At 70.3% G+C, this 24,787-nt stretch carries 23 protein-coding genes and 5 tRNA genes; 17 read left to right on the forward strand and 11 right to left on the reverse strand.

The window, feature by feature from the left end:
* The coding region (locus AC07C1_RS29705; protein ID WP_478943943.1) for an acyl-CoA carboxylase subunit beta at positions 1-1,053 on the forward strand (1,053 nt) is incomplete at its 5' end.
* Between the two features lie 57 nt (positions 1,054-1,110).
* Complete coding sequence (locus tag AC07C1_RS29710) at positions 1,111-1,305, forward strand: acyl-CoA carboxylase subunit epsilon (protein WP_478943945.1); 195 nt, start codon at positions 1,111-1,113, stop codon at positions 1,303-1,305.
* A gap of 174 nt (positions 1,306-1,479) precedes the next feature.
* Here the strand turns inward: AC07C1_RS29710 and AC07C1_RS29715 are convergent, their stop codons facing one another.
* From AC07C1_RS29715 to AC07C1_RS29750, 8 genes are all read right to left on the reverse strand, one after another.
* A complete protein-coding gene (locus AC07C1_RS29715; RefSeq protein ID WP_009314218.1) occupies positions 1,480-2,061 on the reverse strand; it encodes a GTP-binding protein in 582 nt (193 codons plus the stop codon).
* Positions 2,042-2,605 carry a DUF742 domain-containing protein gene (locus AC07C1_RS29720; protein ID WP_478943947.1) on the reverse strand — a complete coding sequence of 188 codons (564 nt, stop codon included), beginning with the start codon at positions 2,603-2,605 and terminating at the stop codon, positions 2,042-2,044. The genes AC07C1_RS29715 and AC07C1_RS29720 overlap by 20 nt, the downstream gene beginning before the upstream one ends.
* Before the next feature lie 94 nt (positions 2,606-2,699).
* The gene (locus AC07C1_RS29725) at positions 2,700-3,113 is read right to left on the reverse strand and encodes a roadblock/LC7 domain-containing protein (protein ID WP_030948713.1); all 414 of its coding nucleotides are present in this window, start codon (positions 3,111-3,113) and stop codon (positions 2,700-2,702) included.
* Between the two features lie 10 nt (positions 3,114-3,123).
* Positions 3,124-6,453 (reverse strand): sensor histidine kinase, encoded by a 3,330-nt coding sequence (locus AC07C1_RS29730; RefSeq protein WP_478943949.1) that lies wholly within the window; start codon positions 6,451-6,453, stop codon positions 3,124-3,126.
* Between the two features lie 377 nt (positions 6,454-6,830).
* Entirely contained in the window at positions 6,831-7,406 is a 576-nt protein-coding gene (locus AC07C1_RS29735; RefSeq protein ID WP_100828422.1) for a GTP-binding protein, read from the reverse strand.
* Complete coding sequence (locus tag AC07C1_RS29740; protein WP_009190816.1) at positions 7,387-7,785, reverse strand: DUF742 domain-containing protein; 399 nt, start codon at positions 7,783-7,785, stop codon at positions 7,387-7,389. Before AC07C1_RS29740 ends, AC07C1_RS29735 begins: the two co-directional genes overlap by 20 nt.
* A 111-nt stretch (positions 7,786-7,896) precedes the next feature.
* On the reverse strand, positions 7,897-8,310 hold the full coding sequence (locus AC07C1_RS29745; RefSeq protein ID WP_184970701.1) for a roadblock/LC7 domain-containing protein: 414 nt from the start codon (positions 8,308-8,310) through the stop codon (positions 7,897-7,899).
* Between the two features lie 9 nt (positions 8,311-8,319).
* Positions 8,320-12,180 (reverse strand): sensor histidine kinase, encoded by a 3,861-nt coding sequence (locus AC07C1_RS29750; RefSeq protein ID WP_478943950.1) that lies wholly within the window; start codon positions 12,178-12,180, stop codon positions 8,320-8,322.
* Between the two features lie 571 nt (positions 12,181-12,751).
* Between AC07C1_RS29750 and AC07C1_RS29755 the strand changes: the two genes are divergently transcribed.
* The 9 genes from AC07C1_RS29755 to AC07C1_RS29795 all read left to right on the forward strand — a co-directional run bounded on the left by AC07C1_RS29755 (position 12,752) and on the right by AC07C1_RS29795 (position 17,142).
* Complete coding sequence (locus AC07C1_RS29755; RefSeq protein ID WP_478943952.1) at positions 12,752-12,946, forward strand: hypothetical protein; 195 nt, start codon at positions 12,752-12,754, stop codon at positions 12,944-12,946.
* A gap of 537 nt (positions 12,947-13,483) precedes the next feature.
* A complete protein-coding gene (locus AC07C1_RS29760; RefSeq protein WP_478943954.1) occupies positions 13,484-14,269 on the forward strand; it encodes a fumarylacetoacetate hydrolase family protein in 786 nt (261 codons plus the stop codon).
* Positions 14,262-15,746, forward strand: a complete 1,485-nt coding sequence (gltX, locus tag AC07C1_RS29765) for a glutamate--tRNA ligase (RefSeq protein WP_478943955.1) — start codon at positions 14,262-14,264, stop codon at positions 15,744-15,746. Before AC07C1_RS29760 ends, gltX begins: the two co-directional genes overlap by 8 nt.
* Before the next feature lie 112 nt (positions 15,747-15,858).
* Positions 15,859-16,590, forward strand: a complete 732-nt coding sequence (locus AC07C1_RS29770; protein ID WP_478943957.1) for an HAD family hydrolase — start codon at positions 15,859-15,861, stop codon at positions 16,588-16,590.
* A gap of 90 nt (positions 16,591-16,680) precedes the next feature.
* Positions 16,681-16,752 (forward strand) — tRNA-Gln (locus AC07C1_RS29775).
* Between the two features lie 21 nt (positions 16,753-16,773).
* Positions 16,774-16,846 (forward strand) — tRNA-Glu (locus tag AC07C1_RS29780).
* Between the two features lie 29 nt (positions 16,847-16,875).
* Positions 16,876-16,948 (forward strand) — tRNA-Glu (locus tag AC07C1_RS29785).
* A 21-nt stretch (positions 16,949-16,969) separates the two neighbouring features.
* Positions 16,970-17,041 (forward strand) — tRNA-Gln (locus AC07C1_RS29790).
* Positions 17,042-17,069: 28 nt separating this feature from the next.
* Positions 17,070-17,142 (forward strand) — tRNA-Glu (locus AC07C1_RS29795).
* 263 nt (positions 17,143-17,405) lie between these two features.
* On the opposite strand, the gene ndgR is transcribed toward AC07C1_RS29795, so the two are convergent.
* Positions 17,406-18,122, reverse strand: a complete 717-nt coding sequence (gene ndgR / locus AC07C1_RS29800; RefSeq protein ID WP_053762813.1) for an IclR family transcriptional regulator NdgR — start codon at positions 18,120-18,122, stop codon at positions 17,406-17,408.
* 207 nt (positions 18,123-18,329) lie between these two features.
* Here ndgR and leuC point away from each other — a divergent pair, with 207 nt between their 5' ends.
* The 4 genes from leuC (at position 18,330) to AC07C1_RS29820 (ending at position 21,638) form a co-directional block, all read left to right on the forward strand.
* Entirely contained in the window at positions 18,330-19,754 is a 1,425-nt protein-coding gene (gene leuC / locus AC07C1_RS29805) for a 3-isopropylmalate dehydratase large subunit (RefSeq protein ID WP_478943959.1), read from the forward strand.
* A 5-nt stretch (positions 19,755-19,759) separates the two neighbouring features.
* A complete protein-coding gene (leuD, locus tag AC07C1_RS29810; RefSeq protein ID WP_478943961.1) occupies positions 19,760-20,353 on the forward strand; it encodes a 3-isopropylmalate dehydratase small subunit in 594 nt (197 codons plus the stop codon).
* Between the two features lie 265 nt (positions 20,354-20,618).
* Positions 20,619-20,849, forward strand: a complete 231-nt coding sequence (locus AC07C1_RS29815) for an SCO5555 family protein (protein ID WP_478943963.1) — start codon at positions 20,619-20,621, stop codon at positions 20,847-20,849.
* Positions 20,850-20,984: 135 nt separating this feature from the next.
* A complete protein-coding gene (locus tag AC07C1_RS29820; RefSeq protein WP_478943965.1) occupies positions 20,985-21,638 on the forward strand; it encodes an HU family DNA-binding protein in 654 nt (217 codons plus the stop codon).
* 71 nt (positions 21,639-21,709) lie between these two features.
* On the opposite strand, the gene AC07C1_RS29825 is transcribed toward AC07C1_RS29820, so the two are convergent.
* Together AC07C1_RS29825 and cofC are read right to left on the reverse strand one after the other, a co-directional pair.
* Positions 21,710-21,913: a hypothetical protein gene (locus AC07C1_RS29825; protein ID WP_478943966.1), complete on the reverse strand. Its 204-nt coding sequence runs from the start codon at positions 21,911-21,913 to the stop codon at positions 21,710-21,712.
* 254 nt (positions 21,914-22,167) lie between these two features.
* Entirely contained in the window at positions 22,168-22,806 is a 639-nt protein-coding gene (gene cofC, locus AC07C1_RS29830) for a 2-phospho-L-lactate guanylyltransferase (protein ID WP_478943968.1), read from the reverse strand.
* A 200-nt stretch (positions 22,807-23,006) separates the two neighbouring features.
* Between cofC and AC07C1_RS29835 the strand changes: the two genes are divergently transcribed.
* Together AC07C1_RS29835 and AC07C1_RS29840 are read left to right on the forward strand one after the other, a co-directional pair.
* The gene (locus AC07C1_RS29835) at positions 23,007-23,771 is read left to right on the forward strand and encodes a lysophospholipid acyltransferase family protein (RefSeq protein ID WP_478943970.1); all 765 of its coding nucleotides are present in this window, start codon (positions 23,007-23,009) and stop codon (positions 23,769-23,771) included.
* Positions 23,768-24,778: an NAD(P)H-dependent glycerol-3-phosphate dehydrogenase gene (locus tag AC07C1_RS29840; RefSeq protein WP_478943972.1), complete on the forward strand. Its 1,011-nt coding sequence runs from the start codon at positions 23,768-23,770 to the stop codon at positions 24,776-24,778. Before AC07C1_RS29835 ends, AC07C1_RS29840 begins: the two co-directional genes overlap by 4 nt.
* Positions 24,779-24,787 lie beyond the last annotated feature (9 nt).

The following is a 24,787-nucleotide window of genomic DNA, read 5'->3' on the forward strand; positions in this document are numbered from 1 at the left end:
GGCCCGTGCGCGGGCGGCGCGGCCTACAGCCCCGCCCTGACGGACTTCGTGTTCATGGTCCGCGAGACCTCGCAGATGTTCATCACCGGCCCGGATGTGGTCAAGGCGGTCACGGGTGAGGAGATCACCCAGAACGGCCTGGGCGGCGCCGACGTCCACGCCGAGACCTCCGGTGTCTGCCACTTCGCCTACGACGACGAGGAGACCTGCATCGCCGAGGTGCGGTACCTCCTCTCGCTGCTCCCGCAGAACAACCGCGAGAACCCGCCGCGGACGGAGACGACGGACCCGGTGGACCGCCGCTCCGACGTGCTGCTGGATCTGGTCCCGGCGGACGGCAACCGGCCCTACGACATGGCCAAGGTCATCGAGGAGATCGTCGACGACGGCGAGTATCTGGAGGTCCACGAGCGCTGGGCGCGCAACATCATCTGCGCCCTCGGCCGCCTCGACGGCCAGGTCGTGGGCATCATCGCCAACCAGCCGCAGGTGCTGGCGGGCGTCCTGGACATCGAGGCGAGCGAAAAAGCTGCGCGCTTTGTCCAGATGTGTGACGCTTTCAATATCCCGATCGTCACCTTCCTGGACGTGCCGGGGTTCCTCCCCGGTGTCGACCAGGAGCACGGCGGAATCATCCGGCACGGCGCGAAGCTGCTGTACGCCTACTGCAACGCGACCGTGCCGAGGATCTCGCTGATCCTGCGCAAGGCGTACGGAGGTGCCTACATCGTCATGGACTCCCAGTCGATCGGTGCCGACCTGACGTACGCCTGGCCGACGAACGAGATCGCCGTGATGGGCGCCGAGGGCGCCGCGAACGTCATCTTCCGCCGGCAGATCGCCGACGCGGAGGACCCCGAGGCCATGCGTCAGAAGATGGTCAAGGAGTACAAGGCCGAGCTGATGCACCCCTACTACGCCGCCGAACGCGGCCTGGTCGACGACGTCATCGACCCGGCTCAGACCCGCGAGGTCCTGGTCAGGTCCCTGGCGATGCTGCATACCAAGCACGCCGACCTGCCCTCCCGTAAGCACGGCAACCCCCCGCAGTAACCGAGCGGACCCGCCGCGGCAACCCCGCGGACCTCTCTCTCACGGAGACTGACACCCATGAGCACTCCTGACATCCGCGTCGAGAAGGGCCACGCCGAGCCCGAGGAGGTCGCCGCCATCACGGCCGTCCTCCTGGCCCGTGCGGCCGCCCAGCCGGCGCCCGCGGCCCAGACCCACCGAGGCCGCGCCAGGGCCGGCTGGCGCCGCCTGGAACGCGAGGGCGGCTTCCGGGCCCCGCACAGCTGGCACTGAGCTTCTCCGCGTGACCCTCGGCCCCGCCACTCCTTCGGGAGGGCGGGGCCGAGGTGTGTTCACTCCTCGTTCGTCCCTCACCCGATCGGCGTAAGCCCTCCGCGCCGAAGTACCGCCGGGGGGTACGACAAAGGGCCCTCTCCCGAAGGAGAGGGCCCCCGAAGTCCGGGACGGCTAGCGCAGGCGAGCCATCAGGGCGTGCTCCACGAGCGTGATCAGCGCGCTCTTGGCGTCCGCGCGGTGGCGGGCGTCCGTGGTGATGATCGGGGTGTCGGGGCCGATCTGGAGCGCCTCGCGGACCTCGTCCGGGTTGTACGGCTGCTGGCCGTCGAAGCCGTTGAGGGCGATGACGAACGGCAGCCCGCTGTTCTCGAAGTAGTCGACCGCCGGGAAGCAGTCGGCCAGGCGCCGGGTGTCGACCAGCACGATGGCGCCGATGGCGCCGCGGACCAGGTCGTCCCACATGAACCAGAAGCGGTCCTGGCCCGGCGTGCCGAACAGGTACAGGATCAGGTCCTGGTCCAGGGTGATACGGCCGAAGTCCATGGCGACGGTGGTCGTCGTCTTGTCTCCGGTGTGGGTGAGGTCGTCGATGCCGGCCGAAGCGGACGTCATGACGGCCTCTGTGCGCAGCGGGTTGATCTCCGAGACGGCGCCGACGAACGTGGTCTTGCCCACGCCGAAGCCGCCCGCCACCACGATCTTCGCGGAGGTGGTGGAGCGGGAAGGACCGCCGCTAGAGCTTGCGAAGTCCACTGAGCACCCTTTCGAGCAGTGTCACGTCTGGCTGGCCACCGGCGTTCTCGTCGCCGCCGGGCTGATGGATGGCGACCAGGCCCGCCTCCGCCAAGTCGGCGACGAGAATCCTGGCCACGCCGAGGGGGATCGTCAGCAGGGCCGAGACCTCGGCCACCGACTTGATCTCCCGGCACAGGTTGCAGATCCGCTGATGCTCGGGCAGCTGGCCCTGCATCTGGTGCGGAGCGGCGGTGGTGTGCACCAGTGCCTCGATGGCGAGCTGGTAGCGCGGGCGGGTCCGGCCGCCGGTCATGGCGTACGGACGCACCAAGGGGTTGTGCGACGCCGGCGCCGGCTCGGGGCGGCGCTGCGGCTGTACCGGCTGGATCCGCGGGGCCGGGGGCTGGCCGTACGGCGACGGACCGGGACCCTGCGGGGCGTAGGGCTGCCGGTGGCTGGGCGCGGAGGGGAAGTTGTACCGGTTCGCCGAACCGTCGCCCTGGCCCTGTGCAGGGCCGTACGACCAGTTACCCGAAGACGAGCCGCCTGGGGGTGTTGCCACTTTCTCCTCCTCCTACTGCGCCGGGCACCCAAACCTGTGGCGCCGCGTCCCGAAACCTTACGGCCCCGGGACACGTATACGCACCGTCCGATTACTAGTTGAGAAGGCTTCCCTGGAGCTCCGCGCGGAGATCCGGGGTGAGAACCGTGCCCGCGCGGTCCACCAGAAGAGCCATCTCGTACCCGATGAGGCCGATGTCCGCCTCCGGGTGGGCCAGAACGGCGAGCGAGGAACCGTCGGAGATGGACATGAGGAAGAGGAATCCCCGCTCCATCTCCACAACCGTCTGATTCACGCTGCCACCCTCGAAGATGCGCGAGGCACCGGCGGTCAGCGAGGTCAGACCGGAGGCGACGGCCGCGAGCTGGTCGGCGCGGTCGCGGGGGAAGCCTTCGGACATCGCCAGAAGGAGTCCGTCGGCGGAGACCACCACCGTGTGGGACACCCCCGGGGTGTTGTCCACGAAGTTGGTGATCAACCAGTTCAGGTTCTGTGCCGCCTGGCTCATCGGGCTCACACTAACGCTCCTGGTTGTAGGTGCTGTCAGGCCCACTGTGGTGATCCCTAGTGGCCTGGCCGTTCGTTTCACTGCCTGCGCTGCGTCCGCGCTGGACGCCCCGGCGCAGGTTGCTCAGCCTGCCCCGGACGTCCTCCGGGGCGCGGGAGACCTGGGGGCCTCCCTGAGGGGTGCTCTCGGCGGTGCCTTCGACCAGATTGGCCTTGGGTACCCGCCGCGGCAGGCCGGAGGCGGTGACCCCGCCTGCCTTGGGCTTCCGGAGCTGGGCGGCCTGCTGCCACCGCTCGTCGTTCGCCGAACGCCAGCCGTTCTCGCCGCCCGCCCCCGGGGTGTTCCCCGGTGCGGGGGCCGGCGCTTCCTGCGGCGCGCGCGCCGAGCCGTTGGAGGCACTCGAGCCGTTGGAACCGCTCGCGCCGGATCCGCGGCGGGGCAGCCCGGCGTCGGTCAGCCCGTGGGCGGCGGGAGAGGCCGGTCCCGGACGGTCGAAGCCTACGCGGTTCCGCTCCGTCGCGTCAGTGGCCTGCGAGGATTCCGTTTCCGCAGCGTACTGGGCCGGATAGCCGTTCTGGTAGCCGTCCTGCTGGGGCCAGTCGTCCTGGTAGGACGGGCTGTCGTAGGCACCGAAGCCGTCGGCCGCCTGGCCGTGCGCCGGCGCCTGCTCCTCCTGGGCCGGCTCCGCATACGCCGGGTCCGGGTAACCGCCGTTCGCGGCGAAGCCGTTGTTCTGGTTCTGCGGCAGACCGCCGTTCGGCGCGTAGTACTGCTCGTCGTACGACTTCTCGTACGGCTGCTCGTACGGCTCCTGGTACGCGGTGTGCTGCTGTTCCTCGTACGAGGACTGCTGCTGCTCCTGGTACGAGGGCTGCTGCTCCTGGTACGGCTGCTCGGTGTAGCCCGTGCTGCTGCCGTCGTAACCCTGCTGCGTCTCGAACTCGTCGCGGAAACCGCCGGGGGTGTCGGCCGCGTCCTGCTGCTGCTCGGACGGCTGGCCGTGCGTCTGGGCCTCCAGGGCCGCGCGACGCTCCTCGCGCATCAGGGAGCGGCCGACGGGGTCCAGGTCACGGATGTCGTCGGGGACGTCCACGTACCGGCTGTCGTCGAAGCCGAGTTCGGCGGCGGTGCGCATCGGCTGCACCTGGTTGAAGCTCTCACCCTGGAACGGCTGGTCCGGGATGATCTGGGAGACCGTGAACTCCTCGCGGTCCAGCGGCGTCTCGGCGCCACCGCCGTGCGTGATCGCGTCCGGCAGCATGACCAGGGACGTCGTACCGGCCTGCTCGCCCGAGGGGCGCAGCTGGACCCGGATGCCGTGCCGGTCGGACAGCCGGCCGACCACGAACAGGCCCATGCGCTGGGAGATCGCGGCGTCCACGGTCGGCGGGTTGGCCAGCTTGTGGTTGATGTCCGCGAAGTCCTCGGCGGTCAGGCCGATGCCCTTGTCGTGGATCTCGATCATGATGCGGCCGTCGGGCAGACGCGTCGCGGTGACGCGGACCTTGGTCTGCGGGGAGGAGAACGTGGTGGCGTTCTCCAGCAGCTCGGCCAGCAGGTGCACGAGGTCGGTGACCGCGCGGCCGTGGATCTCGGCCTCCGGGACGCCGGACAGCTCGATGCGCTCGTACTGCTCCACCTCGGAGGAGGCGGCGCGCAGCACGTCGACCAGCGGAACCGGCTGGTCCCAGCGGCGGCCGGGCTCCTCGCCGGCGAGGACCAGGAGGTTCTCGCCGTTACGGCGCATACGGGTGGCCAGGTGGTCCAGCCTGAAGAGGTTCTCCAGCTGGTCCGGGTCGGCCTCGTTGTTCTCCAGGTCGGTGATCAGGGTCAGCTGGCCCTCGATCAGCGACTGGTTGCGGCGCGAGAGGTTGGTGAAGATCGCGTTGATGTTGCCCCGCAGCAGGGCCTGCTCGGAGGCGAGCCGGACCGCCTCACGGTGGACCTGGTCGAAGGCGCGGGCGACCTCGCCGATCTCGTCCTTGGTGGTGATCGGGATCGGCGCGACCCGGGTGTCGACCCGGCCGGGGTCGGTGCGCGAGAGCTGGTCGACCAGCATCGGCAGGCGCTGTTCGGCGATACCGAAGGCGGCGTTACGCAGCTGGCGCATCGAGCGGCTCATCTGGCGGGCCACGGCACCGGCCAGGATGAACGCGAGCAGCAGGGCGATCACGACGACGGCACCGGTGGTGAACGCGGAGGTCTTGGCGTCGTCGGCGATGGACGAGGCCTCGTTCACCGCCTTGTCGGCGAGGTCCGACTCGATCTGCCGGTAGGCCTTGTACTTGAGCGTGTTGACCGCCCACCAGTTCTCGGCGGTGATGCCCTTGGCAGCGAGTCCTTGACGGGTGAGCGGGCTGGTGTCCGGCATGGTGGCGATCCGCACCACCATCTTGGACGGGTCGGAGGGCGGGGCGACGTACTTCGGGTCCCTGCCCTTGGCCTCCTCGACCAGCGCGGCGCCGTCCGTCTTCATCTTCTGCTGCGCGTCGGTCAGCTTCTGCGCGTCGGCCTCGGTGCCACCGCCGAGGTACTCCTCCAGGGCGATGCGCTCCAGGTAGGCGTACGAGGACAGGGACACCCGCTGGGTCGCCAGGTTGGGGTCGTCCGGACCGGGGTTGACCAGCAGGTGCGTGCCGATCGACCGCTCCAGCGACAACGCCGCCTTGGTCAGCGAGATGGCGTAGACGGTACGGCCGTAGGAGGTGATGTTGCCGGTGCCCAGACCGAGCTCGTTGGCGAACTCCATCAGGGGGTGGGCGACCTCGACGTAGCCCTCCTCGGTCTGCACGCCGTGCACCTTGGAGGTGTACGCGGCCTGGCGCAGCTGGGCCAGCTTGGGCTCGGCCTCGCGGAACAGCTTCAGCCGGCGCTCCAGGCCCGACTTGTGCGGCATGTTCTGCGCGGCCTGGTCGAAGGCGTCGGCGGCCTGGTCGGTGGCCTTGCGGGCGCCGTCGACAGCCGCCTTGCTGGGGGCGTCCTTCTTGTTCAGCAGCAGCGGGGCCGCGGTGACGTCCCGCTCGTTCTCGAGGGCGTCGGCGTAGCCGAGGGCGGCACGGACCAGGTGGGCGGTGTTCTCGGCGTCGCGGGCCTCCTGCCAGGTGTCGATCGAGTTCTTCACCTGGAAGCCGCCCATGACGAGACCGACCGCCACGGGTATGAGCAGGATCGCGTTCAGACGGGTCGGCACCCGCCAGTTGCGCGGGGAGAAGCGGCCGCCGCTCGACGCGGGAGTGGCCGCCGGCTCCGCACCGGACACGGGGGTGGGCGCCGCAGCGCGCGGCGGCGGGGTGAAGTTGCCCCGGGCCGACGGCTCGGGACCGTTCTTGCTTCGCCTCACTCGACCAACAACCTCTCGGCGGTCGGCACCTACGTCGTGCCGCAGTCTCTCAGAGCCCGGTTAGTCATCGAACAGTCAGTACGTCTTTGACCATTGGGCAGTTCAGGCATTCCAGCACGTGGACCAGCGCACTTCCAAACAGTGGAAACCTCCGGAGGCGAGCGACGTAAGCCCCAGATAAAACGGTCATAAAGAACGAGCCCCGCCAAAAGGCGGGGCGTTCGTGCGCGCAGCGGCACCACCCGAACGCGTCGCGTGGTGACACCGGGCGATTCCTCTGCCGAACTGTTATGAACGTCGGAGCCGACCGTGTCTAAGGCCACAGCCGGCTCCGATTCCCTTACGGCAACTGCCGTGAGACCCGTGATTCTTGAGTGCTACCTCAGGCGAGCCATCAGGGCGTGCTCCACGAGCGTGATCAGCGCGCTCTTGGCGTCCGCGCGGTGGCGGGCGTCCGTGGTGATGATCGGGGCGTCCGGCCCGATCTGCAACGCTTCCCGCACTTCCTCGGGGGCGTAGGGCTGCTGGCCGTCGAAGCCGTTGAGGGCGATGACGAACGGCAGCCCGCTGTTCTCGAAGTAGTCGACCGCCGGGAAGCAGTCGGCCAGGCGCCGGGTGTCGACCAGTACGACGGCGCCGATGGCGCCGCGGACCAGGTCGTCCCACATGAACCAGAAGCGGTCCTGGCCCGGCGTGCCGAACAGGTACAGGATCAGGTCCTGGTCCAGGGTGATACGGCCGAAGTCCATGGCGACGGTGGTCGTCGTCTTGTCTCCGGTGTGGGTGAGGTCGTCGATGCCGGCCGAAGCGGACGTCATGACGGCCTCTGTGCGCAGCGGGTTGATCTCCGAGACGGCGCCGACGAACGTGGTCTTGCCCACGCCGAAGCCGCCCGCCACCACGATCTTCGCGGAGGTGGTGGCCCGACCCGCGTCAGAGCTTGCGAAGTCCACTGAGCACCCTTTCGAGCAGCGTCACATCCGGAGCGCCGCCGTTGTTCTCGTCGCCACCCGGCTGGTGGATGGCGACCAGGCCGGCCTCGGCGAGGTCGGCCACCAGGATCCGGGCCACCCCGAGCGGCATGGCCAGCAGCGCGGAGACCTCCGCGACCGACTTGACCTCCCGGCACAGGTGGCAGATGCGCTGGTGCTCCGGGAGCAGTCCCATGAGCGCAGCCGGGTCGGCCGTGGTGCTGATCAGCGCCTCGATGGCGAGCTGGTAGCGCGGCCGGGTCCGGCCGCCGGTCATCGCGTACGGCCTCACCAGCGGCTGGTCGCCCTCGTCCCCGTACGGCTCCGCGTACGGATCATGATGGGCGGTGGGCGGGGTCATGAATCCTCCGGGCGGGACAGCAAGTCGGTCAGTCAAGCCGTCTGATGGGGCCGGTGGGGGGATTGTGGCGGCCGGACGGTGTTTTCGTGAGGTGGGTGGTGCCGGGGGCGGTCAGTGAAGCAGACTGCCTTGGAGTTCGGCGCGCAGATCCGGGGTGAGTACCGCACCCGCGCGGTCGACGAGCAGTGCCATCTCGTAGCCGACAAGGCCGATATCCGCGTCGGGGTGGGCCAGGACCGCGAGGGACGACCCGTCCGAGATGGACATCAGGAAGAGGAAGCCGCGCTCCATCTCGACGACCGTCTGTGCCACGCTGCCGCCCTCGAAGATCCGGGACGCCCCGGCCGTCAGGGAGGTCAGCCCGGACGCGACGGCCGCCAGCTGGTCGGCGCGGTCCCGCGGGAAACCTTCGGACATCGCCAGCAGAAGGCCGTCGGCGGAGACCACCACTGTGTGGGACACCCCGGGGGTGTTGTCCACGAAGTTGGTGATCAACCAGTTCAGGTTCTGTGCCGCCTGGCTCATCGGACTCAACTAACGCTCCTGCTGGTGAGTGGGGCTCGGGAAGCTGCCGGTCTGGCCGCTGCCGGCCTGACGGCCCTGAGCGATGCCCCGACGAAGATTGGTCAGCCGGCCGCGTACGTCGTCAGGCGCACGCGAGACCTGCGGACCGGCTTGGTGCTGTTGCTGCTGAGCCGTGCCCGGGACGAGGTTCGCCCGAGGCACTCGGCGCGGCAGGCCGGAGGTGGTGACACCGCCCGCGGCGGGCTGCCGGACGCGCTCGGCCTGCCGGACGAGTTCGTCGTTCGGCGAGGTGCGCCAGGAGCCGGTGTCGGTGGTGGAGCGCCGCGGAGCCGGGGTCGCCGGCGCCTGCGACTGCTGCTGAGGCGCCGGAGCGCCGCCCTGCTGCTGACCGTGGAACCAGTTGGTCTCCAGTGTGTCGTACAGCGGGGTACGGCCGTCACCCGGGCCGCTGGCCGGCGGCAGTGCCCACCCGTCACCCGGTCCCCGCCCGTCGCCGGGCCGCTGTGCGGCGCCCCGGTTGTCGGGCTCCTGATGGACCGGACGCTGCTGCTGCGGGGCCGGCGGGCGCGGGGCGCCGAAGTCCTCGCGGCCGCCCTGGGCCGCGTAGCTGTCACGGCCGTTCGGCTGCGGGCGCTCGAACTGGCCGGTCTGCGCGGGGTTCTGGCCGCCGGGCACGGCGTGCTGCCCGGTGGAGCTGCCGCCGTAACCGCCGTCGTACGCCTGCGGGGCCGCGAACTGGCCCGTGTGCTGGGCGCTGTCGTCCTGCTGTCCGGCCCCCGGCGTACCGAAGACGTCGGAGCGGACGAACGAGTCGGGACCCTGCTGGTTGCCGGGCCGCGATGCGAACCGGTCCTGCTGGGAGGCGTCGGGACCCGCGAACTGGCCCGTCTGCTGGGGGTCTTCCGGACGCGCGAACTGACCTGACTGCTGGGCGTTGTCGGGATGCGGGAACTGGCCCGTGCTCTGGGAGCCGCCCGGGCCGGTCAGCTCGGCGCGCGGGAACCCGCCCGTGGCGGCCGGGCCCTGAGCGTCGATCCGGGGCATCTCCGCGGTCGAGCCCGGGCCCTGCCGGTCGTCGACGCGCGGCATGCGCGCGGTCTGTGACGGGTCCTGCTCGTCGTGGCCGCGCGGGGCGTCCAGCGAGGCGCGCGACAGCGGGGACCGGGTGTCCCCCCAGTCCGGGGTGCGCCGTTGCGAGTCACCGCCGGGCAGCTCGGCCTGCGGGCCGCCGCGCGGCGGCAGCTGGGGCTGACGATTCTGGTCGGCGGGGGCGGCGGGCCGCTGCCGGCCACGGCCGCCGAAGGCGTCCTGCTGCGGTCCGCCCGGGTTCGCGGCCTGCAGGCCCTGCGGGGCACCCGGCGTCTGACCGCCGAAGCCGCCCGCACCGGAACCGGCGGGCGCGGGCCGGCCCTGCTGACCGGGACCGCCCTGCGGACCGCGCGCACCGCCCGGCGCACCGGGACGGCCGCCCTGGCCCGCGCCGGGCAGCGCGGCCCGGGGGCCCTGGCCGGAGCCGACCTGGCCGCGCGGGCCGGGACCGGCACCGAGCAGACCGCCACCGGCCGGGGCGCCGCCGAGGGCACCGCCCTGGCCGTTGGCGCGACGCGCCGCGGCCGCACCCGCGGCGGCCTGCGCGGCGGCGGGGCCACCGGTCACACCGGGCGCGCCCGGCTTGCCCGGAGCGGGCTTCCTGCCGCCCTGGGCGACGTCCACGGGCAGCATGACCAGCGCGGTCGTACCACCGGAGTCGGACGGGCGCAGCTGGATGCGGATGCCGTGCCGCTGGGACAGCCGGCCGACCACGAACAGGCCCATGCGGCGGGAGACGGAGACGTCCACGGTGGGCGGCGAGGCGAGCCGCTCGTTGATCGCCGCGAGGTCCTCGGGGGAGAGGCCGATACCGGTGTCGTGGATCTCGATCAGGACGCGGCCGTCGGGCAGCGCGTGACCGGTGACCTTGACCTTGGTCTGCGGGGAGGAGAAGGAGGTCGCGTTCTCGAGCAGCTCGGCGAGCAGGTGCACGAGGTCGTTGACGACCCGGCCGGCCACTTCGGTGGTGGGCACGGAGGCCAGCTCGATGCGCTCGTACTGCTCCACCTCGGACGCGGCGGCACGGAGCACGTCGACCAGCGGGACCGGGCGGGTCCAGCGGCGGCCGGGCTCCTCACCCGCGAGGACGAGGAGGTTCTCACCGTTACGGCGCATACGGGTGGCGAGGTGGTCCAGCTTGAACAGCGAGGACAGCTGGTCCGGATCGGCCTCGCGGGACTCCAGCTCGGAGATCAGCGACAGCTGGCGCTGGATCAGACCCTGGGAGCGGCGCGAGAGGTTGGTGAACATCGCGTTGACGTTGCCTCGCAGCAGGGCCTGCTCGGCGGCGAGGCGGACCGCCTCGCGGTGCACGTCGTCGAAGGCCGCGGCCACCTGGCCGATCTCGTCCCGGGAGTGCACACCGACCGACTCCACGGAGGTGTCGACGTCCTGCGGGTCGGCCTCCGACAGCTGCTTGACCAGCTCGGGCAGCCGGTCCTGGGCGACCTTGGTCGCGGTCTCCTGCAGCCGGCGCAGCGAGCGGATCATGGAGCGGGCCACGACGAACGCGCCGACCAGCGACACACCGAGCACGAGCAGGATCAGCGCACCGGAGATGATCGCCTCCTGCTCGGAGGCGCTGCGCAGCTCGCGGGCCTTCTGCTCCATGTCCTCGAGCAGCGTGTGCTCGATCTTCTTCATCTGTTCGAGCTTGGTGGAGCTGGTGTCGACCCAGTCGCGGTAGGAACGCGCCGGCAGCGACTCGATGCCGTCACGCGACTCGAAGGACCGCTTGGCATAGGTGTCGGCCGTCTCGATCGTCGGGTTGCCCTCGTCGATCGGCTTGAGGAGTTCCTCGGCGTTCTCGTCGGCGTAGATCTTCCGGAAGATCGCGAGCTCGGAGCCCTCGCTCTCGTACGCCGACTGGCCGTACAGGCGGTCGTTCTCGGCGAGGTGGCCCTTGGTGGAGGTGGTCGCGGGCAGCGCGGCGGCGATCATCGCGCGCTGCACGGAGGCGTACTCCTTGGCGGTGGAGAAGGCCGCCAGGGCGCGGGTGCGCGAGATCATCTCCGGGTTGCTGGACGCCTCGGCCATGTCCTGGGACAGGCCGATCAGCTGGGTGATGAGCCGGTGGTAGGACTCGACCGTCTGGGTCGAGTTGTCCTTCGACTGGTAGGCGGACCGGCGGATCTTGGCCAGGTCGTCCAGCTGGTTGGCGAGACCGACGAGCGCGTCGCGCACGCCCTGCAGGTTGCCGTTCTTGCTGGCCGCGTCGATCTGCTCGGAGGCGTCGAGGAAGTTCTCGCGGGCACGGTCGGTCTTCTGCTGGTAGCCCTTGACCGTGTAGTCGCTCGGCTTCAGGCCGTGTGCCAGGGGGCCGGCGGACTGGTCGCGCTCGTCCTGGAGCGCGGCGGCCAGCTCGGTGGCCTGCTTGGTCATGTCCGTCAGCAGCTTCATGTTGTCGAGCTGCTGGATGTTGTCCATGTTCTCGCTGATGCGCAGCGCGCCCAGTGAGGTCGCCGCGACCACGGGCAGCGCAAGCAGCGACACCAGTCGCGTGGAGATGCGCCAGTTGCGCAGGGCCACGCGCGAACCGGGGCCGGTCGGCCCCTGCACGGGCTTCACCGCGGGCGCGGGGGTCCCGGACTTCGCCGACTTCGTGGCGGCCGACGAAGCCGGGGCGCCGGGGCGCCCGGGGCGGTCACCGCCGTCCGCGGACGCGCCCGGGCCCGGGTTCTGGGCGTGCTGGGGCGAGGAGCTGCCCTTCATGGGGCCAGTCCCGTCGTGCGACTCCGGCTCCGCCGAAGCGCTGCCATCCCTCTTGAAACGTCCCTGCACTAGCGTCGCAACCTCTGGACCAGGCGCCCCTCCGCGCGAACGGAGGGACACGGTGTCGGCGTTGTGAGAGGCGTCCTGAATACGCCCCTCGGGTGGTCTTGAGTGACCGGCGCAGTTCCCCCCTGTCTCGCCGCCACTCGGCGCTGCGTCGCGCCCGCTGTGCACCGGCTCGATCCTGCGGCGGTCCGTGGAATTCCAGCACAGTGCCGGATCTCCAACAAGGGCCGTGGACCGAGCTGTGACCTCCGTGACGGGCTGTGAGTGATGAATTACCAGCCGTGGAAGTCGATTCGGGGCGAACCGGACGTATCGCTGCGAGTCGCTCCTCGGTGGCACGTGTCCCAGTCGCGATGATCAGCAGCGGAATGATGGCTTCAGGGCTCCAATGTCCGTTTCATGGCGTCAGGTTGCAGGTCTGAATTGACCGGTTTGCCCGTGAGGTCGTGAGCAAACTCACACGAGCAGCGTGGGCAGTTGGCCTCTTCGGCGGGGAATCGGATGTTTAGCCTGACGCTTTACAAGAGCGGCGGCTCTGCCAACCCCATCGACCAGAGGGCACAGGACCACAACGGTGAAGACGACGATGATGTTCCGCACGATAGCCAACCCGCGACGCACAACCCTGGCGCACCTCGACGACGCCGGCGAACTGCAGATGCCGGAGCTGCCGGAGCAGTCCGTCGACCTCCCCGCCCAGACGGCCAACCCCAGGCGCACCGTCCTGATGGAGGTTCCGGTCGGCGCGGTGGCCGGGGCCGGCGAGTAGCCGGCCGGGCGGTACGCCCGCCGACGCCACGGGCCACGGGCCCGGCGAGCGCGGCCGGGGAGATCACGCGTCAGCGACGATCCTCCGGGCCGCGCTCACCTTTTTCCGCGCCCGGTGCGCCGAGCGGGCCGATCGGTGAGGCGTACGCGTACTGCTTCTCGTGTTTTTCCGCCGCATTTGCGATACCGCGTTTTCCGTGGACGCACTGGATATCCGTACCGACGATCCGGCCCGCTGTCCGGAGCGGATTTGTTCACCGGGGTACAGGGCGCCGACCCGCTATTCGGCGTCGCTGTGGCCGCAGGCCGCGACGGTGCAGCCCGCCAGGTGCGCGAGGGGGAGCGGGGGCCGGCCGCCCGGCTCCGTCGGCGGCTCGGTCCCGCTGCGTGGAAATCGGGGTGGGGAGAATTCCGCTGCGCAGGTTCCGGGTACCGGAAAACACCTGACCGGCGGCCGTACCGGCCGAACGCCGGGCGGCCCGACCGGTTAACCTGGGGCGTCAGTACGCCGGTTCTAGTTGAGGGGCGCAAGGATCCCGTGCGCATCGCCAGGTTCTCCATCGACGGGAACGTAGCCTTCGGCGCGGTCGAGGGCGACAAGCAGGACGAACTCGTCCTCGACATCATCAAGGGCATCCCGTTCGCGGACTACGAGCTGTCCGGGACGAAGGTGCCGCTGAACAAGGTCAGGCTGCTCCCGCCGGTCCTCCCGAACAAAGTCGTGGCGTTCGGCCGCAACTACTCCGAGCACGCGCGCGAGCTGGGCAACGAGGTGCCGGATGCCCCGTTCGCCTTCTTCAAGCCGTCCACCTCGGTGATCGGCCCCGGCGACGAGATCCAGTACCCGCCGTTCTCCCGGGAACTGCACCACGAGGCCGAGCTGGCCGTCGTCATCGGCCGGATGTGCCGCGAGGTCCCGCGCGAGCGCGTCAAGGACGTGATCTTCGGCTACACCTGCGCCAACGACGTCACCGCCCGCGACGTGCAGAAGCGCGAGAAGCAGTGGGCCCGGGCCAAGGGGTTCGACACCTCCTGCCCGCTCGGCCCCTGGGTGGAGACCGGCCTCGGCCTCGACCGCGCGAACGACCTGACCATCCAGCTCACCGTCAACGGCGAACAGCGCCAGCTGGGCCGCACGAGCGAGATGATCCACGCCATCGAGGACCTGGTCGTCAACATCTCCGAGGCCATGACCCTGCTCCCCGGCGACGTCATCCTCACCGGCACCCCCGCGGGGGTCGGCCCCCTGAACGTCGGCGACGAGGTCGCCGTCACCATCGAAGGCATCGGCACTCTCACCAACAAGGTTGTCAAGCGTGGCTAGCGCACCCGGCTCCCCCGTACGCGTCCGTTTCTGCCCCTCGCCCACCGGTAACCCCCATGTGGGCCTGGTCCGCACCGCCCTGTTCAACTGGGCGTTCGCCCGGCACCACCAGGGCACCCTGGTCTTCCGCATCGAGGACACCGACGCGGCCCGCGACTCGGAGGAGTCGTACAACCAGCTGCTGGACGCCATGCGCTGGCTCGGCTTCGACTGGGACGAGGGCCCCGAGGTCGGCGGCCCGCACCCGCCGTACCGCCAGTCGCAGCGCATGGACATCTACGCCGACGTCGCGCGGAAGCTCCTCGACGGCGGCTACGCCTACCACTGCTACTGCTCCCAGGAAGAGCTGGACACCCGCCGCGAGGCCGCCCGCGCGGCCGGCAAGCCCTCCGGCTACGACGGCCACTGCCGCGACCTGAGCGCCGAGCAGGTCGAGGAGTACCAGGCCCAGGGCCGTACCCCGATCGTCCGCTTCCGCATGCCCGACGAGACGATCACCTTCACCGACCTGGTCCGCGGTGAGCTGACGTTCACCCCGGAGAACGTGCCCGACTACGGCATCGTCCGCGCGAACGGCGCCCCGCTGTACACGCTGGTGAACCCGGTCGACGACGCCCTGATGGAGATCACCCACGTCCTGCGCGGCGAGGACCTGCTCTCCTCCACCCCGCGCCAGATCGCCCTGTACAAGGCGCTGATCGAGCTGGGCATCGCCAAGCGCATCCCGGAGTTCGGCCACCTGCCGTACGTGATGGGCGAGGGCAACAAGAAGCTCTCCAAGCGCGACCCGCAGGCGTCCCTCAACCTCTACCGCGAGCGCGGTTTCCTGCCCGAGGGCCTGCTGAACTACCTGTCCCTGCTGGGCTGGTCCCTCTCGGCGGACCAGGACATCTTCACGATCGACGAGATGGTCGCCGCCTTCGACATCGCCGACGTGAACCCCAACCCGGCGCGCTTCGACCTGAAGAAGTGCGAGGCGATCAACGCCGACCACATCCGCATGCTGGATGTGAAGGAGTTCACCGAGCGCTGCCGCACGTGGCTGAAGCCCCCGTTCGCCCCCTGGGCGCCGGAGGACTTCGACGAGACCGCGTGGCAGGCGATCGCCCCGCACGCGCAGACCCGCGTGAAGGTCCTCTCCGAGATCACCGACAACGTCGACTTCCTGTTCCTGCCGGAGCCGGTCTTCGACGAGGCGAGCTGGACGAAGGCGATGAAGGAGGGCTCCGACGCCCTGCTCCGCACGGCCCGCGAGAACCTGGAGACCGCCGACTGGACCTCGGCCGAGTCCCTCAAGGCGGCCGTCCTGGCGGCTGGTGAGGCCCACGGCCTCAAGCTCGGCAAGGCCCAGGCCCCGGTCCGCGTCGCCGTCACCGGCCGCACCGTCGGCCTGCCCCTCTTCGAGTCCCTGGAGGTCCTGGGCAAGGAGAAGACGCTGGCGCGCATCGACGCGGCGCTGGCCAGGCTGACGGCGTAATCGCCCGCGCTGTGAGGGGCGGCACCCGGACCACCGGGTGCCGCCCCTTCGCGTCGGTCACCGAGCACCAGGCCGGGCGCCCCCTCGGGCCCCGGGCGGTACCGTCGGTGTCATGACGATCAGAGCCGTGGTCTGGGACGTGGACGACACCCTGTTCGATTACACGACCGCGGACCGGGCGGGCATGCGGGCCCACCTCGCCGCCGAAGGACTCCTCGCCGGTTACGGCAGCGCCGAGGAGGCCCTGGTCCGGTGGCGGGAGATCACCGAACAGCAGTGGACCCGGTACGCGGCCGGTGAGACCACCTTCCGGGACCAGCGGCGCGACCGCGTCCGGGTGTTCCTCGGCAAGGAGCTGTCCGACGCGGAGGCGGACGCCTGGTTCCAGCGTTACGTCGGTCACTACGTGGCCGCCTGGAACCTCTTCCCGGACGTCCTGCCCACCCTGGAGGTCCTCGCCGCCAGTCACCGGCACGCGGTGCTGTCGAACTCCAGCATCACCGTCCAGGAACACAAGCTGCGCACCCTCGGCGTGCTGGACCGCTTCGAGGCCGTGCTGTGCGCCGCCGAGCTGGGCGTCTCCAAGCCGGAGGCCGGCGCCTTCCTCGCGGCCTGCGAGGCGCTGGGCCTGCCCCCGCACGAGGTGGCGTACGTCGGCGATCACCCGGAGATCGACGGGCGGGGCGCCGCCGAGGCCGGGCTGCTGTCCGTGTGGATCGACCGCGGCGCGGCCTACGCGCGGGCCGTCGGCGCGGTGGTCGCGCACCGGATCTCGACCCTCGCCGAACTCCCGGCGCTCGTCCGCGCGGATACCCGTTTTGGAGCCCCGTCCACCTTCAGGTAATGTTCTTCCTGCGCCGAGGGAAGCGGGCCGGAAGGCCGGAGCCCCGAGGAGCAAACTAGAACGAGATCCCCGCAAGGGCTTGAGTTCCAGTGGCCTATGGTGTAATTGGCAGCACGACTGATTCTGGTTCAGTTAGTCTTGGTTCGAGTCCAGGTAGGCCAGCTCGCAGAGCTCATCTGCAAAGCCCCCGTTGTGTAGCGGCCTAGCACGCCGCCCTCTCAAGGCGGTAGCGCCGGTTCGAATCCGGTCGGGGGTACTGATCCCGATGCTGTCGGGATCGCTAGGGCCCCCGTTGTGTAGCGGCCTAGCACGCCGCCCTCTCAAGGCGGTAGCGCCGGTTCGAATCCGGTCGGGGGTACTGACTGGTCTAAACCATCATTGGTCTATGGTGTAATTGGCAGCACGACTGATTCTGGTTCAGTTAGTCTTGGTTCGAGTCCAGGTAGACCAGCTCGGACCTGCGGAAACGCAGCGTCCATGCCCCCGTTGTGTAGCGGCCTAGCACGCCGCCCTCTCAAGGCGGTAGCGCCGGTTCGAATCCGGTCGGGGGTACGCACAGAGAAGGCCCTCCACCTCGGTGGTGGGCCTTCGGCGTGTCCCGGGCTGCCAAAAGTCAGGCCCCCAGGAGCGCCGACTGTTCCATCAACTCCGCGTAGCGCACCGTCAGTTCGGGATCCTGTGCGGCGATCCACGGCGACATGCCGGCGATCGGGCCGGCGGCCGCAGGCGGTCTGACGGTGGGATCGGGGGCCGGGGAGGGCCTGCCGCGGCGTTGAGGCGGACCGTCCCCGGTGATGTGCCCGAAAGCGCCCGGGTCAGCCCGAGCGGCGCAGGGCCTCCGACAGGCGGGCCGCCGCGTCGATGACCGCCTGGGCGTGCATACGGCCCGGGTGGCGCGTCAGGCGCTCGATGGGGCCGGAGACGGACACGGCCGCCACCACGCGATTGGACGGGCCGCGCACGGGCGCCGAGACGGACGCGACGCCCGGCTCGCGCTCACCGATGGACTGGGCCCAGCCACGACGCCGTACGCCCGACAGGGCCGTCGCCGTGAAGCGGGCGCCCTGCAGGCCGCGGTGCAGGCGCTCGGGCTCCTCCCAGGCCATCAGGATCTGCGCCGACGAGCCCGCCTTCATCGTGAGTGTCGAACCCACCGGGACGGTGTCCCGCAGACCGGACAGGCGTTCCGCCGCGGCCACACAGATGCGCATGTCACCCTGGCGTCGGTAGAGCTGCGCGCTCTCGCCGGTGACATCGCGGAGGTGGGTGAGCACGGGGCCCGCCGTCGCGAGCAGGCGATCCTCGCCGGCCGCGGCCGCTAGCTCCGAGAGGCGCGGGCCGAGGATGAACCGGCCCTGCATGTCGCGTGCCACCATGCGGTGGTGTTCCAGGGCCACGGCCAGACGGTGGGCCGTGGGTCGTGCCAGTCCGGTGGCCCCGACCAGACCCGCGAGGGTGGCCGGACCGGACTCCAGAGCGCTCAGGACGAGGGCCGCCTTGTCCAGAACGCCGACGCCGCTACTGTTGTCCATGCAACGATACTCACGTCTCACTCTGTGAAACGCAAGTTCAATTTTCCGTGGAACGCGCCACCCTGGAATGACACAGCGGCCCGCAGACCAACGGGCCTGGCGGTGGGCGCCCGGAATCACGACTTCAGGGGCCCCGAAAAGGGCAGCCGCCGCTTGCTCAAGATCTCGAGTAGGGCCGGTGGACGTTTGCCGGCCGGAGGGAAAGCGATGGGTAGGACACTCGCGGAGAAGGTCTGGGACGACCATGTCGTCCGGCGCGCAGAGGGCGAGCCCGACCTCCTGTACATCGATCTGCACCTGCTGCACGAGGTGACCAGCCCGCAGGCCTTCGACGGGCTGCGCAAGAGCGGCCGCCAGGTGCGCCGCCTCGACCTCACCATCGCGACCGAGGACCACAACACCCCGACCCTCGACATCGACAAGCCCATCGCCGACCCGGTCTCCCGCGCCCAGCTGGAGACCCTGCGCAGGAACTGCGCCGAGTTCGGGGTGCGCCTGCACCCGCTGGGCGACGTCGAGCAGGGCGTCGTCCACGTGGTGGGCCCGCAGCTGGGTCTGACCCAGCCCGGCACGACCGTCGTCTGCGGTGACTCGCACACCTCCACGCACGGTGCCTTCGGCGCGCTGGCGTTCGGCATCGGCACCTCCCAGGTGGAGCACGTGCTGGCCACGCAGACGCTGCCGCTGGCCCGCCCCAAGACCATGGCCATCACCGTCGAGGGCGAGCTGCCCGACGGCGTCACCGCGAAGGACCTGATCCTGGCGATCATCGCCAGGATCGGCACGGGCGGCGGCCAGGGCTACATCCTGGAGTACCGCGGCTCCGCCATCGAGAAGCTCTCGATGGAAGCGCGGATGACCATCTGCAACATGTCCATCGAGGCCGGCGCCCGCGCGGGCATGATCGCCCCCGACGAGACCACCTTCGCGTACCTCGAGGGCCGCCCGCACGCCCCCGAGGGCGCCGACTGGGACGCCGCGGTGGCGTACTGGAAGACGCTGCGGACGGACGAGGACGCGGTCTTCGACGCCGAGGTCGTCATCAACGCCGCCGAGCTGTCGCCGTTCGTCACCTGGGGCACCAACCCCGGCCAGGGCGCACCGCTTTCGGCCGCCGTCCCCGACCCGGCTTCGTACGAAGACGCTTCGGAGCGCCTGGCCGCCGAAAAGGCCCTGGAATACATGGGGTTGGCTGCCGGCCAGCCGCTGCGCTCCATCAAGGTGGACACCGTCTTCGTAGGATCCTGCACCAACGGTCGCATCGAGGACCTGCGCGCCGCCGCCGAGCTGCTCAAGGACCGCAAAGTCGCCGACGGCGTACGGATGCTGGTCGTCCCGGGCTCCGCGCGGGTCGGTCTGCAGGCCGTCTCCGAGGGCCTGGACGTGGTCTTCAAGGAGGCCGGCGCCGAATGGCGGCACGCCGGCTGCTCGATGTGCCTCGGCATGAACCCCGACCAGCTGGCCCCGGGCGAGCGCTCGGCGTCCACCTCCAACCGCAACTTCGAGGGACGGCAGGGCAAGGGCGGTCGTACGCACCTGGTGTCGCCGCAGGTCGCGGCGGCCACCGCCGTCCTGGGCCACCTGGCCTCCCCGGCCGACCTGACCGACGTCCCCGCGTCCGCTGGAGTCTGAGAACCATGGAAGCCTTCACCACTCACACCGGCCGGGCCGTCCCGCTGCGCCGCGGCAACGTCGACACCGACCAGATCATCCCTGCTCACTGGCTGAAGAAGGTCACCCGGGACGGTTTCGAGGACGGGCTGTTCGAGGCCTGGCGCAAGGACCCGGAGTTCGTGCTCAACCGCCCCGAGCGCCAGGGCGCCTCGGTTCTGGTCGCCGGCCCCGACTTCGGCACCGGCTCCTCCCGTGAGCACGCCGTCTGGGCGTTGCAGAACTACGGCTTCAAGGCCGTGATCTCCTCGCGCTTCGCGGACATCTTCCGGGGCAACTCGCTGAAGAACGGCCTGCTCACGGTGGTCCTGGACCAGAGGATCGTGGACGAGCTGTGGGAGCTGACCGAGAAGGACGCGACTGCTGAGGTCACTGTGGACCTTGAGGCGCGTGAGGTGCGGGCCGCGGGCATCACCGCCTCCTTCGAGCTGGACGAGAACTCCCGCTGGCGGCTGCTGAACGGCCTGGACGACATCTCCATCACGCTCCGGAACGAGGACGACATCGCCGCCTACGAGGGCAAGCGGCCCGCACACAAGCCGCGGACCCTGCGGGTCTGATCCACCCGCCCTGAACAGGTCGGGTTTCGGCCACCCAACACCCCCTCTGTACCCCCGATCGCCACGATTGGGGGTACAGCCATGTCGGCGTCCGAACGGCCCCGGGGATCTCCGGCCGGATCCCTCAACTTCCCACGTTAAGAGGGATGTTGCTTGGGTAGGTGAGTGCTGGGTTCGCGTCCTCCGCAAGTGCCTGGAAGGCCGTTTGAGGCGGCAGTTGCACCCTGCGCAGGCGACAACTCGCCCCAGATGGCACAATCTGTGCATGGAACACGACGGCCAACTCCAGCTCTATACGGCGGTCGCGAACCAGCTCAAGGAAGCGCACACAAGAGTGCGCGCACTGCAAGTCCCGGAGGGCGTACGGATGGCGCTGACCCGGAAGCTGCTGGTCATTACGGCCGCGGCCAAGCACGATCTCGCCGATGCGGCAAGGCGGCTCGAGCGGTTCACCGCGGACCTCGACGCGGGTCGGATCCCCGACGAGGACCGCTGAACCGTCCGAGACAACCGAGTCCGTTGCGGCACAAGGGTGATTAGCCCGTTTCGTGTTTGATTTGCGGTATATATCTGCCTAACGTGCGAAAAAGCTTGAACATTTCGTTCTGGCGAGGTCTCCGAAGGGGAAGACGTGAACAAGGCGCAGCTCGTAGAAGCGATTGCCGACAAGATGGGCGGCCGCCAGCAGGCCGCCGATGCTGTCGATCAGGTCCTGGACGCCATCGTCCGCGCGGTCGTCGCGGGCGAGCGGGTCTCGGTCACCGGCTTCGGGTCCTTCGAGAAGGTGGACCGCCCCGCCCGTTACGCCCGCAACCCGCAGACGGGCGAGCGCGTTCGGGTCAAGAAGACCTCCGTGCCGCGGTTCCGCGCCGGCCAGGGCTTCAAGGACCTGGTGAGCGGCTCGAAGAAGCTCCCGCGCGGCGGTGAGGTCGCGGTCAAGAAGGCGCCCAAGGGCAGCCTGTCCGGCCCGCCGCCCACCATCGCCAAGGCTGCCGGCAAGAAGGCCGCCGCCAAGAAGACGGCGGGTGCGGCGAAGAAGGCCGCCACGGCGAAGAAGACGGCGGCCAAGAAGACCACGGCCACCGCCAAGAAGACCACGGCGAAGAAGGCGCCCGCCAAGAAGACCACGGCGACCGCCAAGACCACCGCGGCGAAGACCACCGCCAAGAAGGCCCCGGCCAAGAAGGCCCCGGCGAAGAAGGTCACCGCCAAGAAGGCCCCGGCCAAGAAGTCGACGGCCCGCAAGACCACCGCGAAGAAGGCCACCGCCCGCAAGGCTTCGTAAGGCCACCAGGGCACTCACGCGCCGGGCCGGACTCCCCTGGGGAGCCCGGCCCGCGGCGTGTGTAAGGGCAGTTACAGGGTCTGAAGGGTTACGAGGGTGATCCGCGGGCCGTCCCCGGCGCCCTCCGTCTCGATCCGCACGCGCTGTCCGGGCCGCAGCAGCCTGAGCCCGCCCGCGTCGAACGCCGCGGTGTCGAAGGGCAGGGGGGTGCCGTCGTCGAGGAGCACCTGCCCGCTGCGGGTTTCCGGGTCGTACGTGTATGCGGTGGCCTGCATGGCGGCCAGCGTAGTGCCTCCGGCGGCTCGCCGCCGGGCCGCGGGGCGTCCGCCGGGTGCGGGCCGCGGGCCCGTTGCGGCCGGTCGCGCACTTCCCCGCGCTCCCATGGGGTTGCGGTGCCGTCGGCCGCGTGGTTCCGCCGCCGCTGCGGGCAGTCGCCCGCTCGGGGCGGCACCCCGTCCCGGAACAAGGCGGCACTCCGCCGGCGCCGGGGGAGCCGCCCGACGCCCGGCCGGCGCCGGTGCGGGGCGCCTCACGAGCCCGGAATCAGCAACCCCGCCGACACGGCCGCCGTATGCGGCCCCACCCCCAGCGCCAGCGCCGCCCGCAGATCCTCGCCCGTGTCCACGTCCTGTCGTACCGAATCCACACCGGGCAACATGAGTTCGGCCGCACCCGAGGCCCGATGCCGGGAACGGGAACCCAAACCGAATGCCGGCCGCAATTCCCGGTCGGGGCCCGCGGCCAGCAACGTCGTCCCCAGCGCTGCCGCATCCGCGAGAAAGGCCCGCGGGAATTCCGCCGCAGCGTTCAGCACCCGCGCCAGTTCCGGCGGCCGCAGTGCCGGCAGATCGGCGTTCAAGGTCGCGACCGCCGTGCCGGGGTGCTTTTCCCGTACGACGGCCGCCCCGTGCGCCAGAGCGGCGTTCAGGCCGCCTGCCGGGGAATCCGGGACGATCCGCGCGCCCAGTGCCGCCAGTTCCTGGGCGGCCAGCTCGTCGTCCGTGACTACCGCCACATCCGCCACCGCGGCACAGGCCAGCGCCGCGGCCACCGTGTCCTGTGCGAACGCGAGGGCCAGCCCCGGGCGCACCCCGTCCGCCGCGGTGTCCGCGAGCCTGCTCTTGGCCCGCGTAAGGGGCTTCACGGGGATGACCAAGGTCCACCGCACCGGCTCACCGTCCCTTCCTCGTCGCGCTCATTGTCCCCCGGGGCCCGCCACGGCCTGCGTATCGGGGAGGTGTGCGAAGGTCCCTGCAAGGGCGGTGGCGGATGACGGGCGGGCGTACGGTGTCCTCGACAGACCGGCGCCCCGGGGCCACACTTGTGCGGCCCCCCGCCGGGGTGGCAGCCCTAGAGGAAGGTGTCCTTGTGCCCCGCCGCAGAATCGGCTTCTGGTACCGCTTCGCCGCGGTGATCTGCAAACCGCCGCTGGTGATTCTGATCAAGCGGGACTGGCAAGGAATGGAGCACATTCCGGCTGAGGGCGGATTTATCACCGTGGTGAACCACAATTCCCACGTGGACCCCTTCGCGTACGCGCACTATCAGTACAACACCGGACGGGTTCCGCGATTCCTGGCGAAGAGCGGACTTTTCAAGAAAGGATTCGTCGGTGCCGCCATGCGCGGTACCGGGCAGATCCCCGTCTACCGCGAGAGCACGGACGCGCTCAGCGCCTTCCGGGCCGCGATCGACGCCGTGGAGCGCGGCGAGTGCGTTGCCTTCTACCCCGAGGGCACCCTCACCCGCGACCCGAACGGCTGGCCCATGACCGGCAAGACCGGTGCCGCCCGCGTGGCCCTGCAGACCAAGTGCCCGGTGATTCCGGTCGCCCAGTGGGGCGCCAACGAACTGCTGCCGCCGTACGCCAAGAAGCCCAGCCTCTTCCCGCGCAAGACCCACCGCGTACTGGCGGGGCCGCCCGTGGACCTCTCACGCTTCTACGGCAAGGAGATGACCCCGGACGTGCTCAAGGAGGCGACCGAGGTCATCATGGCGGCCATCACCCGCCAGCTGGAGCAGATCCGCGGCGAGAAGGCACCCGAGACGCCCTACGACCCGCGCCGGGAGCGGATCGAGCAGCGCCGCCGTACCCGGGCGCAGACCGGCAAGGAACAGGAGAGCAGCACGTGAGCAAGCCTGTCCGGGCGGCCGTCATGGGCACCGGCTCATGGGGCACCGCCTTCGGCATGGTCCTCGCCGACGCGGGCTGCGAGGTGACCCTGTGGGCCCGCCGTCCCGAGCTGGCCGAGGCGGTCAACTCCACCCGGATCAACCCCGACTACCTGCCCGGCGTCGAACTCCCGGAGAATCTGCGCGCCACCTCCGACGCGGCCGAGGCGCTCGCGGACGCGGACTTCACCGTCCTCGCGATCCCCTCCCAGACCCTGCGCGCCAACCTCGCCGAGTGGACCCCGCTGCTCGCCCCCGGCACCGTGCTCGTCTCCCTGATGAAGGGCGTCGAACTCGGCTCAGCCATGCGGATGAGCGAGGTGATCGACGACGTCGCCAAGGTCGGCGCCGACCGCATCGCGGTCGTCACCGGGCCCAACCTGGCCCGCGAGATCGCCGCCCGCATGCCCGCGGCCGCCGTCGTCGCCTGCGCCGACGAGGCCGTCGCCCAGCGCCTGCAGAGCGCCTGCCACACGCCGTACTTCCGGCCGTACACGGAAACCGACGTGGTGGGCTGCGAGCTGGGCGGCGCCGTGAAGAACGTCATCGGGCTCGCCGTCGGCATCGCGGACGGCATGGGGCTCGGCGACAACGCCAAGGGCTCGCTCATCACCCGCGGCCTCGCCGAGACCGCACGGCTCGGTGTCGTGCTCGGCGCCGACCCGCTGACCTTCTCCGGACTCGCGGGCCTGGGCGACCTGGTGGCCACCTGCTCCTCGCCGCTGTCCCGCAACCACACCTTCGGCACCAACCTCGGCAAGGGCATGACCCTTCAGGAGACCATCGCGGTCACCAGGCAGACCGCCGAGGGCGTCAAGTCCTGCGAGTCGGTGGCGGATCTGGCCCGTCGGCACGGCGTGGAGATGCCCATCACCGAAACGGTCGTGGACATCGTGCACGAGGGCAAGCCGCCGGTGGTCGCCCTCAAGGAGCTGATGTCGCGCAGCGCGAAGCCCGAACGACGCTGAGCGACGCCC

It is taken from the genome of Streptomyces sp. NPDC045022 (assembly GCF_056432605.1).